The 24157-nt window shown below is 67.0% G+C and carries 23 protein-coding genes and 1 pseudogene; 13 read left to right on the top strand and 11 right to left on the bottom strand.

From position 1 onward, the window contains the following. Window positions 1-20: 20 nt before the first annotated feature. The 6 genes from ACUW6W_RS10485 to ACUW6W_RS10460 all read right to left on the bottom strand — a co-directional run bounded on the left by ACUW6W_RS10485 (window position 21) and on the right by ACUW6W_RS10460 (window position 5105). Window positions 21-203, bottom strand: coding sequence for a hypothetical protein (locus tag ACUW6W_RS10485; protein ID WP_136941118.1), 183 nt, complete (start codon window positions 201-203; stop codon window positions 21-23). Window positions 204-291: 88 nt separating this feature from the next. Beyond that, window positions 292-1161, bottom strand: a complete 870-nt coding sequence (locus tag ACUW6W_RS10480; RefSeq protein ID WP_152743945.1) for a hypothetical protein — start codon at window positions 1159-1161, stop codon at window positions 292-294. Continuing rightward, window positions 1158-2024 (bottom strand): type II secretion system F family protein, encoded by an 867-nt coding sequence (locus tag ACUW6W_RS10475; RefSeq protein ID WP_095347662.1) that lies wholly within the window; start codon window positions 2022-2024, stop codon window positions 1158-1160. The genes ACUW6W_RS10480 and ACUW6W_RS10475 overlap by 4 nt, the downstream gene beginning before the upstream one ends. After that, window positions 2024-3607 carry a CpaF family protein gene (locus ACUW6W_RS10470; RefSeq protein WP_152743947.1) on the bottom strand — a complete coding sequence of 528 codons (1584 nt, stop codon included), beginning with the start codon at window positions 3605-3607 and terminating at the stop codon, window positions 2024-2026. Before ACUW6W_RS10470 ends, ACUW6W_RS10475 begins: the two co-directional genes overlap by 1 nt. Further along, entirely contained in the window at window positions 3604-4371 is a 768-nt protein-coding gene (locus ACUW6W_RS10465) for a hypothetical protein (RefSeq protein ID WP_152743948.1), read from the bottom strand. The genes ACUW6W_RS10470 and ACUW6W_RS10465 overlap by 4 nt, the downstream gene beginning before the upstream one ends. Before the next feature lie 38 nt (window positions 4372-4409). Then, window positions 4410-5105, bottom strand: coding sequence for an SAF domain-containing protein (locus ACUW6W_RS10460; RefSeq protein ID WP_152743949.1), 696 nt, complete (start codon window positions 5103-5105; stop codon window positions 4410-4412). 140 nt (window positions 5106-5245) lie between these two features. On the opposite strand from ACUW6W_RS10460, the gene ACUW6W_RS10455 reads away from it, so the two are divergent. From ACUW6W_RS10455 to ACUW6W_RS10445, 3 genes are all read left to right on the top strand, one after another. Next, a complete protein-coding gene (locus tag ACUW6W_RS10455) occupies window positions 5246-5548 on the top strand; it encodes a winged helix-turn-helix domain-containing protein (RefSeq protein ID WP_152743950.1) in 303 nt (100 codons plus the stop codon). Between the two features lie 179 nt (window positions 5549-5727). Continuing rightward, complete coding sequence (locus ACUW6W_RS10450) at window positions 5728-6645, top strand: ParA family protein (protein WP_152743951.1); 918 nt, start codon at window positions 5728-5730, stop codon at window positions 6643-6645. Window positions 6646-6851: 206 nt separating this feature from the next. Beyond that, window positions 6852-7226 (top strand): hypothetical protein, encoded by a 375-nt coding sequence (locus ACUW6W_RS10445; protein ID WP_158184999.1) that lies wholly within the window; start codon window positions 6852-6854, stop codon window positions 7224-7226. Window positions 7227-7281: 55 nt separating this feature from the next. On the opposite strand, the gene ACUW6W_RS10440 is transcribed toward ACUW6W_RS10445, so the two are convergent. Together ACUW6W_RS10440 and ACUW6W_RS10435 are read right to left on the bottom strand one after the other, a co-directional pair. Continuing rightward, window positions 7282-8205 (bottom strand): replication protein RepA, encoded by a 924-nt coding sequence (locus tag ACUW6W_RS10440; RefSeq protein WP_158185000.1) that lies wholly within the window; start codon window positions 8203-8205, stop codon window positions 7282-7284. 372 nt (window positions 8206-8577) lie between these two features. Next, window positions 8578-9378, bottom strand: coding sequence for a hypothetical protein (locus ACUW6W_RS10435; RefSeq protein ID WP_158185001.1), 801 nt, complete (start codon window positions 9376-9378; stop codon window positions 8578-8580). Between the two features lie 258 nt (window positions 9379-9636). On the opposite strand from ACUW6W_RS10435, the gene ACUW6W_RS10430 reads away from it, so the two are divergent. Genes ACUW6W_RS10430 through ACUW6W_RS10395 form a run of 8 tightly spaced genes read left to right on the top strand, consistent with a single transcriptional unit; the run spans window position 9637 to window position 18792 of the window. Beyond that, complete coding sequence (locus ACUW6W_RS10430) at window positions 9637-9888, top strand: hypothetical protein (protein WP_042752954.1); 252 nt, start codon at window positions 9637-9639, stop codon at window positions 9886-9888. Then, window positions 9885-10931 (top strand): conjugal transfer protein, encoded by a 1047-nt coding sequence (locus ACUW6W_RS10425; protein WP_158185002.1) that lies wholly within the window; start codon window positions 9885-9887, stop codon window positions 10929-10931. The genes ACUW6W_RS10430 and ACUW6W_RS10425 overlap by 4 nt, the downstream gene beginning before the upstream one ends. A gap of 25 nt (window positions 10932-10956) precedes the next feature. Beyond that, window positions 10957-11250, top strand: a complete 294-nt coding sequence (locus ACUW6W_RS10420) for a hypothetical protein (RefSeq protein ID WP_042752928.1) — start codon at window positions 10957-10959, stop codon at window positions 11248-11250. 19 nt (window positions 11251-11269) lie between these two features. After that, window positions 11270-11797, top strand: coding sequence for a hypothetical protein (locus ACUW6W_RS10415; RefSeq protein ID WP_136941126.1), 528 nt, complete (start codon window positions 11270-11272; stop codon window positions 11795-11797). Next, window positions 11794-14358, top strand: a complete 2565-nt coding sequence (locus tag ACUW6W_RS10410) for an ATP-binding protein (protein WP_158185003.1) — start codon at window positions 11794-11796, stop codon at window positions 14356-14358. Before ACUW6W_RS10415 ends, ACUW6W_RS10410 begins: the two co-directional genes overlap by 4 nt. Continuing rightward, window positions 14355-16226, top strand: coding sequence for a hypothetical protein (locus ACUW6W_RS10405; protein ID WP_158185004.1), 1872 nt, complete (start codon window positions 14355-14357; stop codon window positions 16224-16226). Before ACUW6W_RS10410 ends, ACUW6W_RS10405 begins: the two co-directional genes overlap by 4 nt. Then, window positions 16223-17989, top strand: a complete 1767-nt coding sequence (locus ACUW6W_RS10400; RefSeq protein WP_152743955.1) for a peptidoglycan DD-metalloendopeptidase family protein — start codon at window positions 16223-16225, stop codon at window positions 17987-17989. Before ACUW6W_RS10405 ends, ACUW6W_RS10400 begins: the two co-directional genes overlap by 4 nt. After that, on the top strand, window positions 17986-18792 hold the full coding sequence (locus tag ACUW6W_RS10395; protein WP_158185005.1) for a hypothetical protein: 807 nt from the start codon (window positions 17986-17988) through the stop codon (window positions 18790-18792). Before ACUW6W_RS10400 ends, ACUW6W_RS10395 begins: the two co-directional genes overlap by 4 nt. 411 nt (window positions 18793-19203) lie before the next feature. On the opposite strand, the gene ACUW6W_RS10390 is transcribed toward ACUW6W_RS10395, so the two are convergent. Beyond that, window positions 19204-19548, bottom strand: coding sequence for an HIT family protein (locus ACUW6W_RS10390; RefSeq protein WP_454180173.1), 345 nt, complete (start codon window positions 19546-19548; stop codon window positions 19204-19206). Window positions 19549-19749: 201 nt separating this feature from the next. Between ACUW6W_RS10390 and ACUW6W_RS10385 the strand changes: the two genes are divergently transcribed. Both ACUW6W_RS10385 and ACUW6W_RS10380 read left to right on the top strand, forming a co-directional pair. Next, a complete protein-coding gene (locus ACUW6W_RS10385) occupies window positions 19750-20502 on the top strand; it encodes a hypothetical protein (protein WP_208857728.1) in 753 nt (250 codons plus the stop codon). Then, entirely contained in the window at window positions 20499-22634 is a 2136-nt protein-coding gene (locus ACUW6W_RS10380; RefSeq protein ID WP_454180172.1) for a hypothetical protein, read from the top strand. The genes ACUW6W_RS10385 and ACUW6W_RS10380 overlap by 4 nt, the downstream gene beginning before the upstream one ends. Before the next feature lie 73 nt (window positions 22635-22707). On the opposite strand, the gene ACUW6W_RS10375 is transcribed toward ACUW6W_RS10380, so the two are convergent. Then, entirely contained in the window at window positions 22708-23556 is an 849-nt protein-coding gene (locus tag ACUW6W_RS10375) for an adenine nucleotide alpha hydrolase family protein (RefSeq protein ID WP_134417098.1), read from the bottom strand. A gap of 325 nt (window positions 23557-23881) precedes the next feature. Continuing rightward, window positions 23882-24061, bottom strand: a pseudogene (locus ACUW6W_RS10370) (IS5/IS1182 family transposase); the annotation flags it as partial. Between the last annotated feature and the right edge of the window lie 96 nt (window positions 24062-24157).

The raw sequence follows: 24157 nt of genomic DNA, 5'->3' as shown, positions 1-24157 counted from the left end.
TGTCGTTCTCGGGCCCGGGATCAGCCGAGCTCCCCGATCTTTCCCTGGCCGAAGGCGTTGATGCCGGCCCAGATTGCCGCGGCCAGCGCGACGGCGCCGATGACGCCCAGGATGATCTCGATGGTCTCGGCCCCGGTCTCGTCCTCGGCCTTCTCGGTGAGCATGGAGCGCAGGATCAGGTACTGCTGCATCAGGGTGTTCATGGTGGGTCCTCATTTCCTTTCATCGGCACCGAGTCGGTCTCGGTGCTCTCCTGTCGGGCTCTTCTGCCTCGAGTGAGGCGGAGGCGTCTCACGCTGAGATCAACGTCAACATCATCGGCGTGAGGACGATCACGGTGAACATCAAAGCGATGAGCATGATGATGTTCTTCATGCGGCCAGAGGCCTCGTGTTCTCGGGCGGCTTCCTCGTTGAGCATGCGCACCCGCAGGTTCCGGCCCAGGGCTCGAAGCGGTTCGTAGACGCTGGCTCCATTGTCTCCTGACAGGCGCATCACACGGGCCGCTTCGGCGAGGTCTGGGACCTGGAGCTGCACGGAGAGCTCTTCGAGCGCGACCCAGGGCTGGACCTTGGAGAAGCGGGCCCGGACGAGTTCCTGGCGGATGCGCTGGAAGGCCCAGGAGTCCCCGATGGCGGCCGCGTTCTCCAGCGCCACCGTGGGCTGGGCGTTGCGGCTGCGCTCGGCCGCCATCAGCTCCACGTACACGGCGACCGCACGGGCGAACTCGCGCCGGGCCTTGGTTGCCTGCTTGCGGGCCTCTGCGTCCGGGGCGAGCCACACGACGGCGACGAGCAGGCCCACCAGCACCAGCGACAGCCACAGGGGCATGGAGTAGAACACCTGCGCACCCACGCTCAGGGACAGGCCGACCACCAGCATCAGGGCCGCGCCGTAGATCTTGGCCCAGGTGTGCCGTGACCGGGTGGTCCCCAGCACATCCAGGTCGGCGTCGCTGAGGCCGTGGATCATGCTGGCGGGCAGATGCGCCATGGCCCACTGGGAAGCCCTCTCCTTCCACGAGAGCGCGGCGCTGGGGGTGATCTCCTGCCCGGGGGCCCCGGGCAGGGCGGCCAGGGACAGGCGCGGGCGCTCCGGCAACAGAGGCCAGAGCAGGGCGGTCAGGGCCAGCCCGAAGAGCATGCCGGCGATGATCATCATGCGGAGCTCCTTGCGGTGAGCAGCCGGATTTGGGGCTGGGGGGCGACCACGCGGGTCATCCAGAAGATCAGCAGCGCGGTGATCGAGGCCAGGGCAATGAAGATGATCTGCCCGGCCGGGCTCTGGTAGGCGGCCATCGGTCCTCCCATCATCGGTGTCACGCACAGGGCGCCGACCACGAACAGGATCACGATCCGCGCTTCGCGGCGTGCGCCGGCGCGGTCCGAGACGATCGAGCGGCGCTTGGCCACCTCTTCCTCGACCGCGGCGGCCAGGTCCTCCAGGGCGTTGACCAGGCCGCGGCCGCGCTGCATGGCGGCCAGGTTCAGGTGCATGACGATCAGGTCTCCGGTCTGGTCGGCCAGGTCGTAGCCGAGGTGGCGCAGCGCGTCCGTGGTGCTCCAGCTGGCCCGGATGCGCGCCACGAGGCGGCCGATGTCCTCCCGGATCAGGGGGCCGGCGTTGGGCAGGGAGGCGATCAGGGCGGTCTCCAGGCCGGCGCCGGAGGTGAGCAGGCCGGACAGGGAGCGGGTCCACATCTCCATCTGGGCGAGCTTGTCGATCTGGTTGGTGGTCGAGACGGCACTGAACCCCAAGCGGACCAGGATCACGCAGGCCGGGAGGATCAGCAGGTACACCAGCAGGTGCGTGAACAGCGCGAGGAAGAAGCCGGCGGCGGCAGCGATGCCGACCGCGATCCAGGTCTTGCGGTCGAATCGGGCGGCCAAGCGCTTGGCCATGGCGGTCAGACGGGAGTCCGGGGCGGCCGCCTTCGGCTCCGCCGGCCACCGCCAGTTGACCACGGCCAGGCCGAGTCCGAGCACGGCCAGTGCAGTGCCCAGGGTGATGAGCAGGGTGTGCATCAGGCGCCTCCTGCCACTCGGGTCAGGTCGAAGCCCACACGCTCGAGGTCAGCGCGCAGCCGGGTGTCCCCGGGGGGCTGCACAGGCTGGGCGTGGTCGTCGCCCGGGCGCATCTCGAACAGCGGTGCGACGGAGATGCCATCGGCGCTGTCTCCAGGCATGACCTCAGCGATGGTCACGACCTTGCGGCGCCACAGCCCCTGGGCGTCCTGGATCTTGCGCATCTGCAGGACGATGTCAAGGTGGTGGCCCAGCTGCCGGGTCATGAAGGCCTCGGAGAACTCATTCATGCCCAGACCCACCAGACGGTGGACCGCTTCCTGGGCACTGTAGGAGTGGACGGTGCAGAACGTGCCGGCGCCGGTCTGCATGGCTTGGATCATCGCGGTGATCTCGGTGCCGCGGACCTCGCCGACGAGGATGCGACGGCTGTTCAGTCGCAGGGCCTTCTCCATGGCCTGGGCCAGGGTGTACTCCCCGATCCGAGAGCCGTCCGCGGTGCGCTCCCCCACCCCCGGTCGGTACTGCAGCTCGATCGGGGGGACCATCAGCGAGTCCAGGCGGTCCAGGTGCAGCTCGCGCTCTTTCTCGATGGTCACGATCTGCTCCATGGGAGGGATGCGCCCGGCCAGGGAGCGCATCAGGGTCGTCTTGCCGTCACCGCCGAAGCCTGAGATCACGATGGTCTTCTGCGCCTTCACGCAGGCGGTGAGGAAGTCGCACGCCAACGGGGAGATCACGCCGGTCTCGACCATCTGGTCCAGAGTCACGTTCACGAAGCGGTGGACGCGGAAGACCGCGGTCGGACGCTTGGAGATCGGGGGGGCGGTAGCGGCCAGACGAACCGCGCCGCGCAGGTCCATGTCCAGGTCCGGGGAGGCGGCGCTGAAGGATCGGGACTCCTCCCCCGCGTGGGATGCCAGGTACTGCAGATCGGCCATCAGCTGCTCGTCGCTGTCGGCCACCGGGGGGCGAGGTTCCATGCGTCCGCCGGCGAGCTCGACCCAGACGCGGTCGCAGCCGTTGATGTGCACGTTCTCGACCTCGGGCTCGTCCAGAAGGGCCTGGAACCGGCCCAGGCCGAACATGTCGTCTCGCAGGGCCTGGCGCAGCGCCTGGCGCTCCTGGGAGCTCCAGGCGGCGGCCTGACCGCCGGTCTGCATGTTCTCCCGGTCCATCTCGTCGATGACGGAGTCGATGTGCTTCCAGCCCATGGACTGCCGCTCGTCCTCGGAGATGCCCTCCCGGCCGGCCAGCTCATCGGCGTAGCGATCCGAGGCCCGGTCGCGCAGGGTCTTGACGATCGACCAGAACGCGCGCATCTCGGTGTCCGGGGAGGTCCGGGCGGCCTCTGGTGCCGGCGAGGCCTCCAGAGACGGCTCCTGCACGGCGGAGGGCGCCGGGATGGTGCGTTCCGTGACGGGCGTGACCGAGTTCAGCTGCGATCCGAGCGGGCGGCTCAGATGGGCCCCCGCCGCTGCCGGGATCAGCGAGACCCGATCGGTCTTCTGCGCCGGCGCCCCGGTCAGGTACGGGCTGTTGAGCAGGTCCAGGGAGGTGTCGTCGCGGCCGGTGTTGCTCATCGTTCCCCCTGCATGGGCTCGGTCTTCTCGATGATCTCTCGCCGGCTCAGCAACGCGTCCCCGAGCGAGGCGTTCAGGGCCTGGACCGCGCGGGTGTAGGGGCGCAGGCGCAGGTGGGACACCCGGGCCCCCCCGCCGAAGTGTGCTGCGGCCTCAGCTGCATGGGGCAGTCGCCCACGCACCGGGGCGCCCAGGACGGTGGCAACGTCCTTGGAGGGCAGTCGCTGGGCTCGATCCTCCACGAGCGTCAGCGACAACGAGTCCCCGATCCCTCGCTCAGCGCGGGCAGTGACCAGCTCAGGCAGGTAGGAGCGTGTGGCGGCCACGGAGACCAGATCGCTGCGCAGCACCACGTTCAGGTGATCGGCTTCGGTCCACAGGCTCTCTCGCCCGTAGGGGGCCTCGGCGCGGCCGGCGTCGATGATCACGTCGACGTCCTGTTCGGAGATCCGGCGCAGCACGGCGAACAAGTCGGCCCAGAACGAGCGCATCCCGCGCGCGGCACGGGGCTCGGCGATCGCCGGCAGCAACCAGCGGGCGGTGGCCGCCTCGGACCCGGAGAGCTCCACCGCTTGGTCCCAGACGTCCTGCTCCGAGATCGTGCGGTGGAACGATGCCTGGGCCACACCGATCAGCCCACTGTCCGCGGGGATCGACCCCTGCAGCCAGCCGGCCAACACCGACGAGGGCTTGGAGGCGTCAGCCTCGACCAGCAACACCGGGCGTGGCCAGGACAGGGTCATGGCCACGGCAGCGGTCGTCACGCCGGGACTGGTCCCGAAGGATGCCAGGGTCAACACGCTCACTTCTTCGCTCCCTGCATGACAACGCTCGCAGAGTCCGTGGCGGCCCACGAGGCGACAGTGGGGGCGTCCTTGGTGCTGAGGCGCACATCCACGGTGATCTTGCCGCTGGCTTCATCGACGCCACTGGCCTCCACGACGGCGGCGACCGACTCCCCCCGCTTGTCCCTGTCGGCGTTGTCATTGCCCGGCGTGAACACGACCAGGACCGGATCGCCCGCATTCAAGTCGCGGGAGGGAGTGCGTCCGGCCTCGAGGGCCAGACCCACCAGGGCCTGCCCGTCGTCGACACCGACACGGGCAGCCGTGGAGGTCCGGGTGATGGTGCTGCCCGGCTCCAGGTCAGTCACGGCCACCTGGCCGATCACGGTTCCCGACTCGTCGGAGGGCACCAAGGACCCGGGGTCTCCGGCCACGTCCACCGTGGTCAACATCGAGGACTCAATGCGGTCGCCTCGTTCGATCGCCTGGTTGGCCACCAGGTAGGGGCGCGCGTCATTGGTCAAGGAGGCCGAGTACGCGACCACTCCGCCCACCACGGCCAGCGCAGCAGCGACAGCCACTCCCCCGACCCGGCGCTTGGCAACCGGTGTGGCCGCAGTCCGACCGCGGCGGGCAGTGCCACCTGCCTCCGGGCCCTCTTGGGGGGCGTCCTCAGCCGTTGCGACCGAGGTAGCGCGCTTCTTCAATGCCACCGTGGGCGTCCTTTCCGAATGTGTTCCTACGCCGTGAAGGCTACCTCACCTACCATGATCCATGTCAGGTTGGCGCCTCTTCACTCTGGATAAGGCCGCTGCGGAAGGGTGGTGTCCCTTCCAGGGGGTAGAAAAGTTCCATGACCAGCCCGCCTGCCCCCATGGACCCCCTGGATGTCGCCGCTACGGCGTTCAGCTCCCGCCTCCGACTCGACATCCTGTCCACCCTCGCCCGCTCGCCCGGCTCCACGGCCCAGCAGCTCGCGGCGGAGCTCGGGGTCATCCGCTCCACGCTCGGGGTGAACCTGCGCGCGCTGGAGGCGGCTGGAGTGGTCCTGGCTGATGATCCCTCAACTGACCGCAGTGGGCGTCGGCTCCGCTATCGCCTGAACCTGGCGGTCTACGAGGGCGCTGTGGCCGCCATTCGCCGTCTCATCGCCTGACTCGATGCCATAACGCATGCCAGTCTCCCCGCCATGCCAGCAGGAGCTCGTCCAGGCCTTGTCATGCCATAAATAAGGCCATACAGGGGCCACAACGCACTCGGTAAATCTCTCGTGTTTTCCCGATGGATGCAGTAGGCTGATCACACTGTCAGATCACCGAGTGCAGGAGGTCCCTCGTGTCCACCCCTACCCCCACACCCCTTGGCCTTGAAGGCGTCATCGCCGTCGCCAACAACAAGGGCGGCTGCGGCAAGACATCCGTCTGCGCGAACCTCGCCGGGCTGACCGCCGCTGCCGGCATTCGCACCCTCGTCGTCGACTTCGACCCCCAGGGCAACCTGGGGCGAGACCTTGGTCTCGAGTCGCAGGATGGCCTGCAGCTCCGCCGGGCACTCGAGGATGGGGCTCCGTTGCCTGTCACTCTGGACCCGCGGAGAGAGAACCTGGGGGTCGTGCAGAGCGGACCCCGCCTGGAGGAGATCATCAGCCTCCAGGTCGCCCGCGGATACGGCGCCCCCAGCCTCGCTGAGCTGCTGCACCAGAGCCTGTCAGCCGTCCTGCCGGACTGGGACCTGATCATCTTCGACACTTCCCCGGGACACCGTCCCCTGGTGGAGGCCGTGTTCAGCAATGCCCAGGCCGTCGTGCTGGTATCCAAGGCCGATGAGCGCAACTACGACGGCGTCGCCCAGACGGGTCAGTGGTTCCACAACGTCCACGAGACGACCAACCCTGGTGTGCAGCTGCTGGGCGTGGCCCTGTTCGACATCGACTCCCAGGCTGTGAAGATCGAGGCCGGCGCGCGGCAGGTCCTGAACGAGATGCTCGCCGGCCTGGCCTTCGACCCGGCCGTCTTCACGGCCCGCATCCGCCACTCCTCGGCGGCGGCCGTGGATACCCGCCAGCGCGGCAAGCTCATCCACGAGCTCGAAGGCGACGTCGCCCAGGCCTACCAGGAGCGGTTCGCCGCGATCCGCGACGGGCGCCGACCGGCGTTCCACTCCAGGAGCCTGGACGGTGTGGCCGGTGACTACGCGGCTCTGGCCGAGGAGATCCTTGGCCGGCTCCAGTCTCTGGAAGGAGGGCAGCGCTGATGTCCACCCACCGCGCCAGCAACCTCGGCAACCTCTTCAACGCCCGCCGCGCGGCAGACCGCCCTGCCCAGGCGCCAGAAGCAACGCCATACACTGTGCGTCACTCCATGCCAGAATCTGCACCATCAACCACGCCAGAGTTCACGCGGGAAACTGCACGGGAATCTACGGTGGAACCCACGCAGGATCTCACGCACGTCACTGTCTTGGCTGCCACGACCGCCGACCCGCAGGAGGACGAGCTGGTCGTCTCCAACGTCGCTATCTACCTTCCCGCGCCCGTGCTGGACCGTCTCAAGCGCGAGCGTGGTCGTCGGAAGATGACCTACACCGACCTGCTGGTCATGGCGTTCGACGAGCTCTCCCAGGAGCAGCTGCTGGAGGCGCTGGGGTACAAGCCGCAGGGCTCTGGGATGCCGCGGCGTCGTGGCGCCGGCCGCGGGCAGGGGGGTATCCAGGTGCAGTTGCGCCTGGATCAGCTGCAGCGCTCATGGCTGGATCAGCAGGTCCAGGCCTTGGGGGCGCCCTCGCGCAGCGCCTTGGTGGCCGCGGTGTTCGACTTCTGGCTCCCCAAGCGCTGACGGACCACACCTGAGGGGCCCTCGAACCACTGGTTCGAGGGCCCCTCGAGTGTGTTCAGCCGAGCGAGCGCAGAGGGACAGCCCGGTGTGCCGGCTTGGGGACGTGGGTGGGGGAGGGGTGCAGGCGTAGGCCCTTGTCGAGCACGGCCACCCGCGCCTTCGGGTAGATCACCTTCACCTGCTCGAGATTCTTGAGGAAGGCGGCCTTGAACTGGCGTCGCTGGCGGTACTCGGCCCCGAACTGCGCCTCCAGCTGGGCCCAGGAGACGGTCGTGGCCCGATCGAGCGTGGCCATTCGGTAGCACAGCCACACATAGAGGTCCTGTCGCATGGGGCTGCCGCCGAGGGCGCCCAGCGCGGAAGTGAGCACGGGGACGGGAGAGTGGAGGATCTCGCGGAAGTAGTCCTCGCTGAGTTCGATCACCGCATGGTTATGGCCCGTTTTATGGCCTGGCTTCTGGTATGTGAGCTGGTAGCGGGAGGAGACCAGGAAGCTCTGCCCGTTGATCGTCTGCGCAGTGCCCTGGTCGCGGATGGTCTCGATCAGAATCGAGGTCGTGCTCAGGCGGTGCAGCTGGTCCATCACGCGGCGCTGGTTCGCTCCTGAGGGCGCGTAGGTGCCCAAGCTGGACATGAACGAGCGCAGGGAGGGGCCGGGGTCCAGATGGCGGGAGCGGGTGCGCACCGCCTGGGTCGACATCCAGGTCAGCAGACTCCGAGCCACCACTCCGTAGGGGTAGCCGGCCGGGCCGGGGGAGAGCGTGACCGTGGTGTTCCCGTTGCGACGTGTCCAGTGCCGGACCTGCTCGCCTGGGTCCTTGTAGGGCAAGGAGAGCTGAGCCCAGATCCGGGTGGAGAAGGCCAGCTGCCCCGGGGTCTGTTCGATCTCACTGCTGGCCTCGAGCAGACGCAGTCGCCTCTGGCTGACCTGGGGCAGGCCAGCGGTGCTGAACTCGGTGAGGTCGGGGGTGTGAACCATGGGGGAGAGGTCTTTCGAGGTGACGGCCGCGGAGACGGCAGGGGTGGGGAAAACCGGCTGCGGGCCGGAGTTATCCACGTGCATCTTGTGACACCCGGGGGTGAGAGCCGACGAGGGCGTCGGTGGGGGACGAAAAGGGCGTAATCATGCGGATCGAGCATGTGCATCTTGTGACGCCCACCCGGTGAGGGCCGGAGTTATCCACGTGCATCTTGTGACGGTGGGCGTGTGCATCTTGTGACGCCCACCCCCTCAGATTCCGCGCCAGCACTGGGATCGGAGAGGGCCCCCATATAGGAAAACCCATGTAGTTCTCTCCTGTAGTAGGCCCGCTTGTGGTTGGGGATTGGTGGAGAACTCGACGAATGGGGGTCATGCGGCGCCCTGCTGCATGAGCGACTCCCAGTCGACGGTGAGATCAGAGCGCTGCAGGGCGTAGTCCTTCAGGGCCTTGGTCAGCCGACTGCGCAGGACCGAGACGCGCTTGCACAGGGCGCGACCGTTGTAGCCGCACTCCTGGCTCAGTGCAGCGCGCTCCTGGTCGTCGGCCAGCTGGTAGCGCAGGAACACCGACGCGTCTCGACTGGAGAACACGGCCGTGTCGCGGGCCCAGGCGACCAGAGCACACAGCTCCAGCGTTGCCCGGTCGCCGTCCTGTTCGTCGCCGGAGGTGGTGGCGAGCTCGGGCAGCCAATCAGGCAGGGTGTCGTTGCCGTCGTGGATGTCGTAGATCCGGCGCTCCAGCAGGGAGTCCTTCATCACGTCCATGGCCAGGTTGCCGATGCACGAGCCGGGCCGGTGCAGGGAGGGCTTACGCACCCAGCGCCACGCGGCGGCGATCACCGCGGCCGCCACCTCCTCCTGAGCGCTTGAGTCTCCGTGGACGGTGGCCAAGCGCATGCGTGTGTGGCGGGCGGCGATCAGGGTGAACCGCGGGAGCATGAGCTGCAGTACCGCGCGCCCGCAGTGCTCATCGCCCTGCGCTGCCTGTTCCAGCAGCCCGCGCATCAGCTGCTCGCGCTCCTCCCGAGGTGCTTCGCTCACGCTCTGGCGCAGCTGGTCGCCGGTCTGCTCCCCGTGCGGCCAAGCGTGCGGGACATCGGCGTAGCGCACAGCCCACTCGGCGTTGAGTCGGTCGATCACGGTGGGGGCATAGGCCTGGGTGATGGTCATGGGGTTACCTCCTGAAGCGGTGGCCCCGGGCAGGGCCGGGCGGATCAGAATCCAGTCCACTCAGGGGGTCGGGATACGAGTCTGGACATGAGCCAGCGCAGCGAAGATCAGCAGATTTCCAGAAGCGATGGGTCTGGAAATCCCCGGATTCATGCGGATCTGAGGGCGCATCCGAAAATCTTGGTCACGCGGGAGGGACACCTGTGCTGCAAGGGGGGCCTTTAGGGCAGTGAGAGACCCCCCGCTAGGAGAGCCGTCATGCCCGAGCAGTGCCCCCACTCCGTGTCCGACCAGGACCAGATCCCGACGCTGACCGATCAGCAGTGGACGGAGTTCGTCAGCGACGCGCACGCGATGCGTCAGGCCGAGACCACCTTGGAGGCCGGCATGGCCGATCTGCTGGCGCGCCCGTTCGACGAGAGCGCTCAGCTCCAGCTGCGCCAGGTGCTCGACTCGGACCAGCTGCGCCGGGCCACCCAGATCGCGCGGAGCATGCAGGAGGGCCGATGATGGCGTGGGCACGGAAGAAGCGGCCTCGGCAGGAACCGGGTGAGCTGGCGCAGGAGCAGATTCCGACGCCGGCCCGAACCAAGGTCAACGACCTGGGGTCCAAGCTTCTGGTGGGGGGCGTCTATGGCGCCATCGCGCTGGGGCTGCTGTCCGGGTGCGGCGCCCTGGGGATGTCCGTGATGTCCTCCGGCGCTGAGAAGGCTCCGGTGGTGGAGACGATGAACACGGCCACCGCCGAGGGCACCGCGGTCTCCTACGTGACGGCGTGGCTCACGGCCTCCCGGCAGGACCAGAGCCTGCTGAGCGCATACGTCAAGGAGGACTCCCGGAAGGTACCCGAGACGCCGTTGGCCGTGCGCGACGTCGCCGTGGCCGGTGTGGAGAAGACCGAGGACCCGGACGTGATCTCTGTGCTCGTCGCCGCTCACGTCGAACAGCGCACCGAGCTCGAGCAGGACGGGCAGACGCCCAAGAACACGACGAGCTCGGCTCCAGCCTCCGCCAGCACGGAGGCCAAGACCAGCGCCAAACCGGCTCCCACCACGTACGCGCTGCGCTACTACCAGGTGGCGGTCAAGCAGACAGAGGGCACGGTCCAGGTAATCGGATACCCCACACCTGCGCCTGGGCCACGTCAGGGCGAGGCGGTCTCGTTGGGATACCCGCACCGGATCTCCACGACCACCGATCTGGGGACCACGCTGGAGGGCTTCCTACAGTCCTACGGCGCCGGCAAGGGGGACGTCACCCGGTACCTGGCTGCCACCGACACGCTCCAGGCGATCACCCCGGCCCCCTACACCGAACTGGTGATCGAAGACCTGCGCACGAGCACGAAGCTCGAGGAACTTCCCGACGGCGAAGCCGTCCGGGTGCTCATCCAGGCCGAGGGGGTGCTGCCGGATGCGAACCAGTCACGCATGGGCGCCACCTTCCCGGTCACGGTCGCTCGGCGAGACGGCCGATGGGAGGTGATCTCTCTGGACCCTGCTCCTCTGCTGGCCCCTGAATCCGAGTCCCGCTCAGCTACCCCCACCTCTTGAACCCCCTGTCTGAAAGGAACACCCCATGAACACCTCCCTCACCTCCATCACCCAGACCGCCCTGGACGGCATGGTCGTCGGCAACATCTTCGACACCGTCAACGACCTCACCTCCGAGGCGATGATCGCGCTGAAGGCCGTCATCGTCCTGTTCGGCGTCGTGGTCTTCCTCATCGGTGCCGTCGCCGCCAAGGGCAAGACCGCCGGCACGATCATGGCCGGCATCGGCGGCGGCTTCTTCATCTGGCTGGGCCTGTTCGGTGTCCAGTGGCTGGCCGAAGAGTTCGGCTCCACCGTCGCCGGCGTGCTGCTGGTCTGAGCCAGGAAGGACACGACCGATGGCCGAGACCGGACGGTTCTACAGCAGCATCCGCCGCATCCCCACCACCTTGCACCGACTGCCCGACGGCACTCGGATCTGGGGTGGGCCCTACACGCTCGTGCAGGGCGCCGGAGCGGCGGCGGTCCTTGCTCTGCTGTGGTCCTTCCGCGGTGTCTGGGGCACCCAGACACTGATCGTCGACGTCGTCATCTCGCTGGGCTGGGCCGCCGCCGCGGTCTGGGCCCTGCGGTACGCCCCGGACAACATCCACGAACTGATCATGCTCTTCACCGGCGCGATCAACGCCTGGTCCAAGCCCAAGAACGGGCAGTACGAGGGCGTGAAGTTCGAGCTGACCCGACCGCCGAGGCACCCGCAGGACGACACCTCAGAGACCACGCCCACCGCGGCGGCGCCCCCCTCCCAGGGAGCCACTCCTGACGAGACACCCCAGCGCCCCACCTACCGGCCCCTGGGCACCTCCTCGGTAACCCGCCTCCTCCACCAGGCCACCGCCCCCACAGACCGCAAGGACCACGCATGAAGAACCCGATCCTGTACATGACACAGAACCTGGTCTGGACCACCTCCGGCACGGTCTGGGCGATGTGGCGTCTGCGCGGTCTGCCCTACGGCTTCGGCAAGGGCGACCACAAGGAGCGGGCAATGCTCGCCCATCAGGCGCTGTTCCAGGGTCTGCGCGGGGAGGCACTGCTGATGGGCCTGTGCGCCGAGATCGAGCCGGCCTCCGTCGTCGAGCGCATGCTCGAGGGACTGGACCTGAGCGAGTGCGAGCACTACCTGCACGAGGCCGAGCTCGTCCTGGACGAACTGGAGCAGATCCCCGTCGGGGAACGCGCCTACTGGCTGGCCGTCCCGCTGCCGGCCCGCTCGGTCATGGACCGGGTTCGGACCCTCGCCAAGGCCGCGGACGGCAAGCTGCGCGAACAGCTGGCCCTGCCCTCCCGCCGCCCCGACGCCAACGAGATCGACGCGCTGCTCAAGGCCGCCCACCAGATCGCCCGCAACATCCCCGAGGCCTTCCACGCCAAACCCTCCAGCCCCGCGGAGGTCCTGTGGATCTACTCCCACTCCCACAACCGCGGGCTGGGCTCTGACCCCACGGCACCGGCCGGGGAATCCTCAGCACAGCACCTCACCGGCCGCGGGGTGATCCCCGAACCCTGGATCGACGAGGGCGGCCAGTCCGAGGTCAGCGCCAAGGAGAGGCTCAACCCCTTCCGGCGCCGCTACCTCAAGGTCCGCTCCGATGCCACCGCCGGAGAGGCCAGCTACCAGGTGCTGTTGGCGCTGACCGGCGGACCGGCTGAGGGCTTCAACTTCCCAGACGATGAGTTCATCAGCTACCTGGACAGCCTGAACGTCAACGCGGACTGGGTCATGCGGATGAACATCCTGCCGGCCAAGAAGGCCGCCTCCAGGAACAAGCGCGCTGAAGAGAAGCTCAACGACGAGTACAACCAGCAGTCCGGGGACTCCCACGCCATCACCGGCGGCTCCACCCGACTGGACCGGATCGCTGAGGACCTCACCGCCTACCACGCGGCCCTGAACAGCTCAGAGTCCGAGGTCTCCGTCGACGCCGCGGTGATCTTCGCTGTCGGCGCGCCCACGGCAGAGATCGCCCAGGACCATGCCAACGCCATCGTGCGCGCCTACGAGTCCCGCGAGTTCAAGGTCACCACCCCCCTTGGATACCAGGAGGAGCTGTGGTGGGCCGCTCTGCCTGGCACCCCGAGCTCGGCGACGGTGAAGAAGCTGGAGCTGCTGGCCACCGGGCGGCACCTGGCCTTCGGGGTCCCGCTGGTCACCGACGCGCTGGGCACCCGCAAGGGTTTCCGCCTGGGAGTGAACATCTCCAGCTCGCGCCGCTCACCGGTCTTCATGGACATCGGCGGCCTGATGGAGGCCGACATGTCCGGCTCCTTCGCCGTCACCGGGGAGAACGGCTCCGGCAAGTCCACCCTGCTCAAGATCGTCGCCGGCAACGTCTTCGACCGTGGCGGTCAGGTGGTGGCCATCGACCGCTCGGACAACACGGAATGGGCAGAGCTAGGAACACTGCTCACCGAGGCCACCGGCATCGAACCGACCGTGGTAGAGCTGAGCAACACCCACTGGTCCCTGGACCCCCTGCGTCTGTTCCCACCGGCTAACGCCGCACGCGTGACCCGGTCCCTGTGCTCGGTCCTGCTGGGCTTCGAGGCCAACTCCCCCGAGGGCCGCCTTCTCGGCCAGGTGCTGCACCCCGACTACGCGGCCACCCATCAGATCACCTCCATGGGCGCCCTGGTGGCACACCTGCATTCCGGTCAGGGGCTGGCCGGCACCGACCCGCAGCAGGCCCGCGACATCGCCTTCGGCCTGCAGAACGTCGAATCCACAGAGTTCGGCCCCCTGCTGTTCGACGAGCAGCTTCCGACCCTGGATCTGGCCTCCCGCTTCCTGACCTTCTGCACCCGCGGGGTGGAGCTGCCCCGACGCGAGGAGCTCGAGTCCGCCGCCCTCAAAGCGGAGCTGCCGGTGGAGAAGGTCATCGGCCGCGCCCTGTACTCCCTGATCGTGGCCATCAGCCGTCTGGTGCTCTACGCCGACGACGCCATCGAGTCCCTGATGATCGTGGACGAGGCCCACCACGCCACCGGCTCGCCCGAGACCGAGCTGGAGCTGTCGAACGTCGTGCGCTACGGCCGCAAGCACAAGGCCGCGGTCGCCCTGGGCTCGCATGACGCCTCCACCGACTTCGGTTCCGAGACCCTGCGCGGGCTGATCCCGGTGCGCATCGTCTGCCGGGCCCGGGACGCCGCCATGGCACGGCGGAACCTGGAGTGGCTGGGCGACATGGGCCAGGAGCAGTGGGTGGAGCTGGTCACCTCCGGGCTCTCGCCCATGGGCTCGGACGACAAGGTCCCTGTGGAGCGCCGCGGTGAGGCCCTGATGCGAGACGCCCACGGCAACATCGCCAAGATCAAGGTGCTGCCCCCGCTGACCCCCGAGCGAGCCAAGGCCGTGATGACGACCCCGCCCAAGCGAGGGACCCCCGCAGCCTCCGCGGCACAGGATCGAGAGCTGGTGCAGGCATGATCCACGCCCGCACACTGACGTTGGCCGCCGGGGTCACCGTCCTGGCCGCCCAGCTCTGGGCCGCTCCGGCCGCCCTCGCAGCCCCCAGGGACGGGGCGCCCGCGCAGGGCTCGGGGGTGATGGGCCTGGACGAGTGGCGCGCGCAGGTCACGGACACCGCCGGCGTGCCCATCGAGAAGTACCGTGCTCTGCCTCTGGACCACGGAACCGCGATCGAGCTCGACATCGAGCACTCCATGAAGCGCTCGGCTCTGGTCTCCATCCTGGACCTGCTGTGGGGGATCCACTACGAGATCGTCACCACCGTGATGTGGCTGTTGCACACCCTGCTCTCCTTCGAGTGGGTCGGCTGGTTCGCCGCCCCCATGGAGTCCTTCGGGGCTGCGGTGGGCCAGATGGTCGCACAGATCCACTGGATTCCCCTGGCCTCGATGATCAGCGGTCTGGCGATTGCGTTGCTCTTCGCTGCCCGCAAGCGCGGAGCGGCATGGGGAGAGCTGGCTCTGAGCGTGACGATGGTCATCGTGGCCACCAACATGGCATTGAACCCGGTGGCCTACGTCACCGGCGACAACGGCGTGCTCACCAAGGCCGAGGAGGCCGCCGGCCAGATCAGCGTCGAGATCGCCGGCGGCGCCGACCAGCTGGATTCCGGGGCCAGCGCCTCGGAGGTCATGGGGCAGACGCTCACCGCGGATCTGACCGACATGCTCATGCGCGGACCCTCGCAAGCAGTGGCGTTCGGTGAGTCCCTCACCGGGGAATGTGACGCCGTCTTCACCCAGACCATGAGCGAGTCCGACCCGATGAAGGTCGAGGAGAAGACGGTGATGGACCCGATCAAGGACTGCAGCGAGTCCGCGGCCAGCTGGTCCGAGTCCATCTCCTTCACTCGCATCGCCCCGATGGTGATGATCAACCTGGGGTCCCTGGCGTTCAGTGCCATGGCCTTCGTGCTCGGTCTCGTACTGATCGTGGCTGTGCTGATGGCCCTGTTCTACGCGCTCTACCAAGGGTTGGCGGTGCTGGTGGCAATCCTGCCCCTCCGCAGCCGACTGGGCTTCTTCAACGCCTTCATCGGCGTGCTGGCCTGCGCGGTGGGCATCGTGGCCGCGATCGTCACCGTGAGCCTGTGCCTGCAGCTGCTCAAGGAGCTCCTGGCGGTCACCGCGGGGCTGGGCGTGACGGTGCAGATGCTGCTGATGGTCATCGTGCTCGTCGTGCTGTGCTTCCTGATCTTCCGCGCCTATGGGGCATCCCGGGCCAAGGGGCGCGCTCTGGCCCGGTGGCTGTCGGGGCTGGGCCTGTCCAAGCAGGGCGGCAGCAACAAGGTCAAGGCACTGGCCGGCGCCGGCGGCGCCGCTGCGGCCGGATACAAGGCCCGCAAGTGGATCGAGCAGCGCAGAGGCAAGACCGAGACCGAGGAGACCGGCCGACCTCGGGCGGGCCTGCGCACGGCCGGCGGAGGACCAGATGCCGCAGCCCAGCCTGGCGCCGGACCACGGCGTCCAGGGCCTGGGCCCACCCGTCCGGGGCTGCCGACAGCCCCGGTGCTGCGGGCCGTCGGCACGGGCGCGGCCGGCGTGGGCGGCCCCTGGGGAGCGGCCGCCGGCGCAGCCGCTCACCTTGCAGCGTCTCGCCTCGAGAGGGGGGCGCACCGTCGTGAGCTGGCGGCCCCGCGGCCGCGCAAGGTCGAGCGCTTCTCCCGCATCCAGATCGACAAGAACGGGCAGGCGGTCGTGAACCCTCCTCGCCGCGAGGTCGTCGAAGGCACTGTCGTGCCCCCGCATCAGGGACCGCGGCCTCGGCAGCAGTCCTCCGAGGCGACTCGGCGCATGCGTGAGCGGCTGCACCAGGAGCATCCGTGAGCACGGGTAAGCAGGAAGAGCACCACGAGCCAACCGGTGCCGCAGGGGCACGAGCGCGCCGGGCGGTGATCATGGTCGCCGCCTCGATCGTCCTCTGCATCGGACTGCTCATCGTGCTGGTGCTGGGCCTGGTCATGTTCACCGGCGCCGGCCTGGAGAAGAAGCGACAGCAGGATCTGGCCGCGAGCACCTGTCTGGCCCCGGAGGTGGCAGCAGGGGTCGCCGGCGACGGCTCGGTCGCGGTGCCCGTGGCGGGGATCGTCACCAGCATGTTCGGCCCCCGAGACAACCCGTTCGGCCCGGGCGGCGGTGGAGGCGGCTCCGGGCTGACCAACCACGTCGCCGTGGACATCGGGGCGCCGGAAGGCACCCCGATCTACGCGGCCATGGACGGCACCGTGGACGTGGTCTCTCTCGGCGGGCAGGAGGACGGCAACGGCGTTCTCATCGACAGCGGGGGAGGGGTGAAGATCCTGTACTGGCACGCAGCCAACAACACGATCCGGGTCAAGGAAGGCGACGTCGTCAAGGTCGGTCAGCACATCGCCGGAGTCGGAGACACCGGCGTCGCCACCGGCTACCACCTGCACATGGAGGTGCGAGTCAATGGGGAGAAGATCGACCCGGCGGCCTTCTTCCGGGAGCGCGGTCTGATCTTCGAGCTGCGCAAGCCTCCCCGGCTGGTGGAGACCGCACGCAAGACGGGCGCCAGCGCCTCATCCTCGGCCACGTCCGCCTCGGCTGAACCCTCTCAGGGGCAGAACGATCCCACCCAGCTGCAGACCGAGCAGGTGAAGGTGATGTTGCCCGAGGGCATCGAGTACGAGCTCAAGCCCGAGCAGATCCGCAACGCCGCGGCCATCATCGGCGCCGGCCAGGCCGCGGAGGTCTCCGACCAGGCGATCATCGTGGCGCTGATGACGGCGCTGCAGGAGAGCATGCTCTACAACCTCGCCTCCCCTGCGGTCCCGGAGTCGCTGGCCTACCCTCACGACCGGCAAGCGGTGAACAAGGCCTCGGTCGGGTTGTTCCAGCAGCAGTACACGATGGGGTGGGGTCCGGTGGCGGACCTGATGCAGCCGTCGATCTCAGCGCGGACCTTCTACCTAGGGAGGGAGAACCCGAATGATGCGCCAGCGCTGGGGCTGCTGGACTACCCCGGATGGGAGAGCATGCACCCGGGAGTGGCCGCGCAGGTCGTGCAGAAGAGCGCCCACCCCGACGCCTACATCAAGTGGGAGCAGACCGCCACGCAGATCCTCTCGCAGGTGACCGGAACCGCGCCGGTGCCCTCGGCCTGTTCAGGTCCGGCGGTGCCTGCAGGCGAACAGCCCGGCCCAGCCGATGGAGCTCGCGCCCGGGACGAGAGCACCCTGGACCTGCAGATCCCTGCTGGTCTCAGCCGTGAGGACATCGTCGCGGCCGCGGAGTCCGGTGTGGGCGGGGCCTTCACGTACGGCGCCGCCGACTTCCAGTCCTGGGACTCCAGCGGGTTCGTCTACTGGGTCTACCGGGATCAGGGAATCGAGATGCCGCGCACCTCCCCGTGGGCGGCCGGTGAGCGCACGCAGACGCCCCAGCCCGGCGACCTGGTCGCTCAGCAGTGGAACGCCCAGCGCCAGCGGTGGGACCACGTCGGGATCTACGTGGGCGACGGGATGATGATCTCCGCCATCAACGAGGACGCCGGTACCCGCAAGCACCCGGTCACCCAGACCGGTGAGTCTCCCGTCTACTTCACCATCCTCAAGGAGCAGCAGTGACCACTCAGAGCCCCGCCCCCCAGGAGCCTGCTGGCCATGGCCGCGTGTGGCCCTACCTCGCCGGTGCCGCCGCCGCGGCAGCCCTCGGGGTCAGCCTGTTCGCCATGGGATCAGACCCGGAGCCCTCACCGACCCCAGCGGCCTCCGCGGGGTCAGCGCAGGCGCGCGTCAGCGAGGCGCCCACGGCGCCGGTCACCTCCCCGGCGACCTCGGCTGCCCCGTCCAGTTCCCCCTCCCCGGCCTCGAGCAGTCGGGACACGGGTCGGGAAAAAAGCTCGCAGACCCCGATCGACCTGTCTGGAAAAGGCCAGGTCAGCGAGGAATCGGTCAGTCCTGAGCGGGAGGCGCAGATGCAGGTGGAACAGCAGGCTCAGGCCCGGGCCGTAGCGGGCGCAGACGCCTCGAGCCGGCAGCGGGCGGAGCAGGTGGCCGAGGCCTTCGTGCTCGCCTCGAATGAGCGCACCTGGCAGACCGGGCGGCAGCAGTGGGTGCAGCGACTGCAGCAGCTGGCGACCCCTGGGGTGGTGGAGAGCGTGAACGTGGACCAGGACTGGGAGTCGGACAGCCAGCGCCGCTACGTCGAAGCCAAGGCCGAGACCACCACGCAGATCCAGCAAGTCCAGGCGCAGACGCTCACCAACGATGGGCAGATCGAGGTGGAGGTCGAGTTCGTCACCGAGACCGACAGCGAGGACCCCTGGGTGAGCAACCCTCCGGTGCGCAAGTCCTTGGTTCTGGTGGTCGATCCAGCCCAGGGCATGGTCGTCGACCAGCTGGACATGACCCCCAGAGGCGGTTTGTGAGCGCCGACTGAGGCCCCTCGTCTAGGGCGTCCACTCGCACAGGGTGGGCGCCCTTGATGCTGTCCGGGCTGTGGCGATGGGGGACGGCGTAGACGGCCAGGAGCGCCAGGGGTCCTGGGGCCGGGCGAAGCGGGGCACGGGGGAAGGCGCGCCGGTTGTCGAGATGCAGCGAAGAGTTCACACGACGCGCGGTGAACTCTTCGCATATCAGGCGGGATCCGGTCGGCGTGAAATCTGGGTGTCCCGGTGGGCGCTCCCGCGCGCCCCAGGGCCCGCCAGAAACGTACGGGCGGCTGCCGCTCTGGCGGGTCGGTTGTGGCGAGTCATGTGGCGGGCGGACAGGGTCGGATGTGGCGCGCACGGCGCATGGCGGGGTCCCTCGCCACAAACGACCGGTTGTGCCGCATCTGCCTAGCTGCCCTGTATGTGCATCCCAATCCGTAGCGCCGTTACGGTTGCTTCCGGGCTTGTCGGGGTCGAGGACGGGGGCAGGTGGATCGACACCTGATCGTCGCGGTGGCGAGGGATCACGTGCAGGTGAACATGGGGCACGTCCTGTTCGGCTTCAACGCCGTCTGATAGGTGCAGGTTCACCGCGGGAGCCAGGGTCCTACGGATGACGCCAGTTACTCGCGTGGCGAGGGTGAACATCTCGGCGCCTTCCTCGGGTCGGAGGTCGGAGAGTGTGGGGACATGGCGCCGAGGGGTGATGAGGCAGTGACCGTCTGCGACCGCGGGCAACAGGACGACTCTCATAACGACTGGACCTACGAAACGGGGTCAGCCCAGCTGTGGTGAATTTGCCGTGCGAGCTCTTGGAACTGCTGTAGGCATACTTTTCCGCCCAGGCGGAGCCCGCTCGTCGATAGCATGGTGGCGAGTGACCACTAGCCGGAACGAGCGGAGGACCCGATGAAGGCCGTAGAGCAGATGTACCTAGAATGTGAGCGTGCCCGAGTGCAGGGCACCCTCATCAAGCGAGTTAGCCGCAGTGACAAGGAGTATCACTTCCAGAACTGGGTCGGTGACCGGCTCAACGATTGTGGTCTCAACCACGACGAGCCTGGCCGCAATACCTATCCCGACTTCCGACTTGTCGACTACCCCGTGGGATTCGAGGTCAAGGGCCTGGCTTGGCCTGGACGAGAGGCTGACTACGACGCGAATAGCCAGGTGCCTACGCCGCGTCATAACGGGCGAGAGGTCTACTACGTCTTCGGGCGCTACCCGAAAGCCACGGATGAGGGTAACGAGTACCCGGTCGTAGACCTAGTGGTGTGCCACGCTTCCTTCCTGAATGCTGACGACGATTACACGCATAAGAACAAGTCGTTCCGCGGGTTCGGTTCTTATGGCGACATCCTCGTTAGAGACCGGAAGATGTACGTGGTTCCGACTCCATTTGCTCTAGCACAAAATACCACCGGGGTAAGCACCCTCATCATGCCGGAAGGCTACGTTCCTGAGAGTGACGAACTGGTGCAGGTCGGGTCACTGTCGCGCACCGAGGTAGACGAAGTCGTGTGTGCTTATGAGTTCAATCTTGAAACCAACGAGATGACGACAACGAAGCGGCCGAACCCAAATGCGGGCCGCGTGCACAACTTCACCGCATTCCGAATGCGCGGCCTGGGAGATGACAAGACCGTCTCCATGGTTGAGGCCACCAGTGAGACAACGACCGTCGGCGGAGTCGAGGGCGCTCAGTGACTACGAGCCAGCGCGAGACGCTGGACCTGGAACTGCCAACTCGCAAAGGGCCGACCGAGGTGCCTGCGAGAAGTGCACTGGAAGAGGGCTTCCCGGGGCTCATGCTCAGCCATGTTGGCACTAAGGAATCCTGGCGCAAAGAGGTGCACCGACCCGCGACGTCGACGCACAAATGGTGGGCCAAACGGCTTGGCACGGTCTTTCGTGGAATCATCGCCTCCGCGTCCGCCTCAAGTACGGCCGAGGCCCTGGATGCCTATAACTCGCGCACATCGTTGAACGGTTTGACGATTTTCGATCCCTTCGCTGGTTCGGGCACCACAGTCGTGGAATCGCTCAAGTTCGGCGCGACCGCTGTCGGTTTCGACATCAACCCAGTCGCCACCCTGGTTCAGCGCCAGGCAATCCAGCGTTGGGACTGGGAAACCTTGGAGAAGCTCTACTCGACTGTAGAGGCCCAGGTCCGTGAAGAAATCGACCGAGTCCATCGTGACCAGGAGGGGCGCACTGTCCTCTACTACTTCTGGGCCACGAAAGTTGATTGCCTAACGTGCAACGAGCCGACCCACCTTTTCGACTCACCCGTGTATTCCAAGCATGTCAGCGGAGGAGCCGGACGGGCACTGCGTGTTGTTTGTCCCCATTGTCTTTCTCTGTCCGAGCAACGAGGCGCATTCGAGGCATTCAGGTGCACGTGCGGAGAGTGGGTGGACAAACGAGGCCCGGTGCATGGCCCGAAGGTCAGGTGCCGACATGGTCACGAGAACAAGGTGATCGACTCCCTTGGAGGTAACCTCCCCGAGCGCGTCATGTACGCGAAGATGGTGGTCGACAGCGCCGGAGCCAAGGCATACGAGCCCATCACGGATTGGGATCGCAACCTGTATGGGGAGTGCGAGGAACGGCTGGCGTCACTGCCTGATGGGTCGATCTTGCCGCAGGGAAGTCTTGAACCTGGCAACAACACCGTCCAGGCCATGCGCTGGAACTACAGGCGGTGGGCCGACTTTTTCAACGCGCGCCAGTTGTATTCACTGTCGCTCTTGGCCACGGCATTGCGTGATCTTCCAGAGTGCCCTGAGCGCGAGGCTCTGGTAGCTCTTTTCTCAGGCACGCTTGAGTTCAATAACATTTTCACCTCCTTCAAGGGGGAAGGAACCGGCGCAGTTCGACACATGTTCTCGCACCACATTTTGAAGCCTCAACGAACGCCGCTTGAGGCTCACCCATGGGGACATCCGAAGAGTTCGGGCTCGTTCTCCACTCTCAAGAAGTCTCGACTGAGCCGAGCCCATGACTACAAGAATGAACCTGCTGATCTGGTTGAACGGCGCGGCAAGGTAGAGCGCACAGTTGGCATTTCTTGTCCTATTTCTGGCCCGGTGGCAATGTCTTGGACTGAGCTCGAGTCGACAGACGCGCGAGCCTACGTGCGGACTGGGAACTCGGTGGCGACCGATCTGCCTTCCGCTTCGGTCGACATGGTCATCACAGACCCGCCGTACATGGACAACGTGCACTATGCAGAGTTGGCCGACTTCTTCCACGCATGGTTGCGACAGATGGACCCGTTCGACGGCTATTCGGCGGCCGAATCTACTCGATCTGACGGTGAGGTTCAGGACGCTGATCCCGCCGCTTTCGGAAAGGCCATTTCAGGGGTCTGGAAGGAGTGCTCCCGAGTACTCAAGCCGGAAGGGATTGTTGCTTTCACTTTCCACCAGGCCAGGGTGGCCGGTTGGGTGGAACTGATTGAGGCCCTAAAGGCGGCCGGACTGACCGTCACGGCGGTCCAGCCTGTGACGGGTGAGATGTCTACGAGCGTGGTGAAAGCCGGAGCCCGAGAACCATCAAGCCTCGACAGCGTTGTCGTATGCCGGAAGACCAGTCACGTCGGGGCGAAGTATCACGCATCAGCGGAGGAGGCCCTCAGTGCGGCGTCCGCGCGACTCTCCAACCTCATCGAAGGAGGGGTGACCGTCGGGGCCGGTGATGTCAGGTCCGTGGTGCGCGGGACGATGCTGTCCTACTTCTCTGCGAGCGAAGGCCCCCTGTCCTCCTACGTGGAGATGGTTGATGGGATGGCCGACGACGTCATCAGGGAAACACTCTTCTCGAAGACGACTGTCTGAGTCTCAGCATCGACACGTGCACGGGAACGACGCGGTCCCCCTGCACCGCCGCGGCTGACGTCGAAGGTGACCGCTAGCTGTCCAGCCGTCGAATGATGTTGGCGATGAGGATGACGGAGTCGGCGGCGATGCCTGCTGACCGACGGTCCGCGTTGGGTGAGTGCTTGACCTTGTGCGCGAGGGCCGACGCTTTCTTGACCAGGCCGCGGAGTTCTTCGTTGGCGTTCCCTGGCAGGGTGGCGTTGATGTATGCCTCGAGCCGGATGTTCGTCTTGTCCACGGGTGGCTCGGACTGACCGGGTGTGCCGTGTTGGGCGTGGTCGTACACCTGTCGGCTGAGCGCTTCGAGGACAGCCACGCACCTGTTTCCGGTGTCCCGGTAGTCCTGCATACCGCTAGCGGTGCGGAACCGTGTGCGGAGCTGGGCGATCTCGTCGTCCACCTGGGTCCAGCCAGTATTCGGGTGAGGGGAGACACCCGAGGCAAGGGCGCCGCGGGACTGTTCCTCTTCCCTTGCATGGAGGGTCTGGAATACCGGGTCGAAGTGTTTGGCCAGCATCTCTCGGCGCATCTGCCACGAACCTCCGCCCGAGGCTCCCTCTGCGATCCAGTAGGTACGGAACGAGGAGAAGTCTCTCCACGGCAGGTCCAAGGGGATGCCGTAGCGGTGGAGAACGAGTCGGAGCGCACGCAGGATTGCGTAGCCTTCCTCGTCGGTGCGTCCGTGGTCGTTGTGCGTGGCGTGGTTCTCGTATGTCTCGTGCACCAGCTTCGCCAGGTTCACGGCGGACTCGAGGTCGTCGTCACCGGGAATCGGTCCATCGGCGAGGCGTTTGATCTGCTCCAAGTTGAGCTTCCGGTGCGGCAGGCCCCAGGGGTTCCCTGGGGCGGGTTCTTCGATCCATAGGTCCTTGCTGTCCACGGCTTCTAGTGTCCCAGAGGAGTTGCGTCCCTGCGGTGTCAGTCATGCCTCGGGACAGCCACCGCGACGGGACTGGACCGCGATACCGACAACCCCCTCGGCCTGAACGAGGCGGTGATCCCAGGCAGGGCATACCTGCGATTGCGTCTTCGAGGTGAGGTGCCAGCGGTCTACGGGCAGATCGGTGAAGCCTTGGATGTCCTCTTCGCTCACGCGGAGCACGACTCCACGCGTCCCCAAATCGAGAGCTACCGGCGCGAAGGTGAGATTGACTGTCTCGTGCCGATCCTCATGTAGCACAAACGACCGGTTGTGCCGCATCTGCCTAGGGCATGTCTGACAATCGTTTTGACCATGCGAGCACCGCGTTCAACACCACGGCGGCCCGGTAGACGATCGCGTACTTGTCGTACCGGGTCGCCAGGCCTCGCCATTGCTTCAGGTGCGCGTACTGGCGCTCGATGACGTTCCGGCCCTTGTAGGCTGCGGCGTCGAGTCCGACGGGCAGTTGAGTCCCTGATAGTGGTGTAACCCTCCCCGGTCGCCAACACCGTCCCCTTCACGGACGCGGTCACCGTGGGAGCCTTCGAGTGAACCTTCC

The sequence above is a fragment of the Micrococcus sp. 093350064-1 genome, from assembly GCF_053627955.1.
Note: the sequence above shows the minus strand (reverse complement) of the source record. Positions and strands in the feature narration are given on the sequence as shown.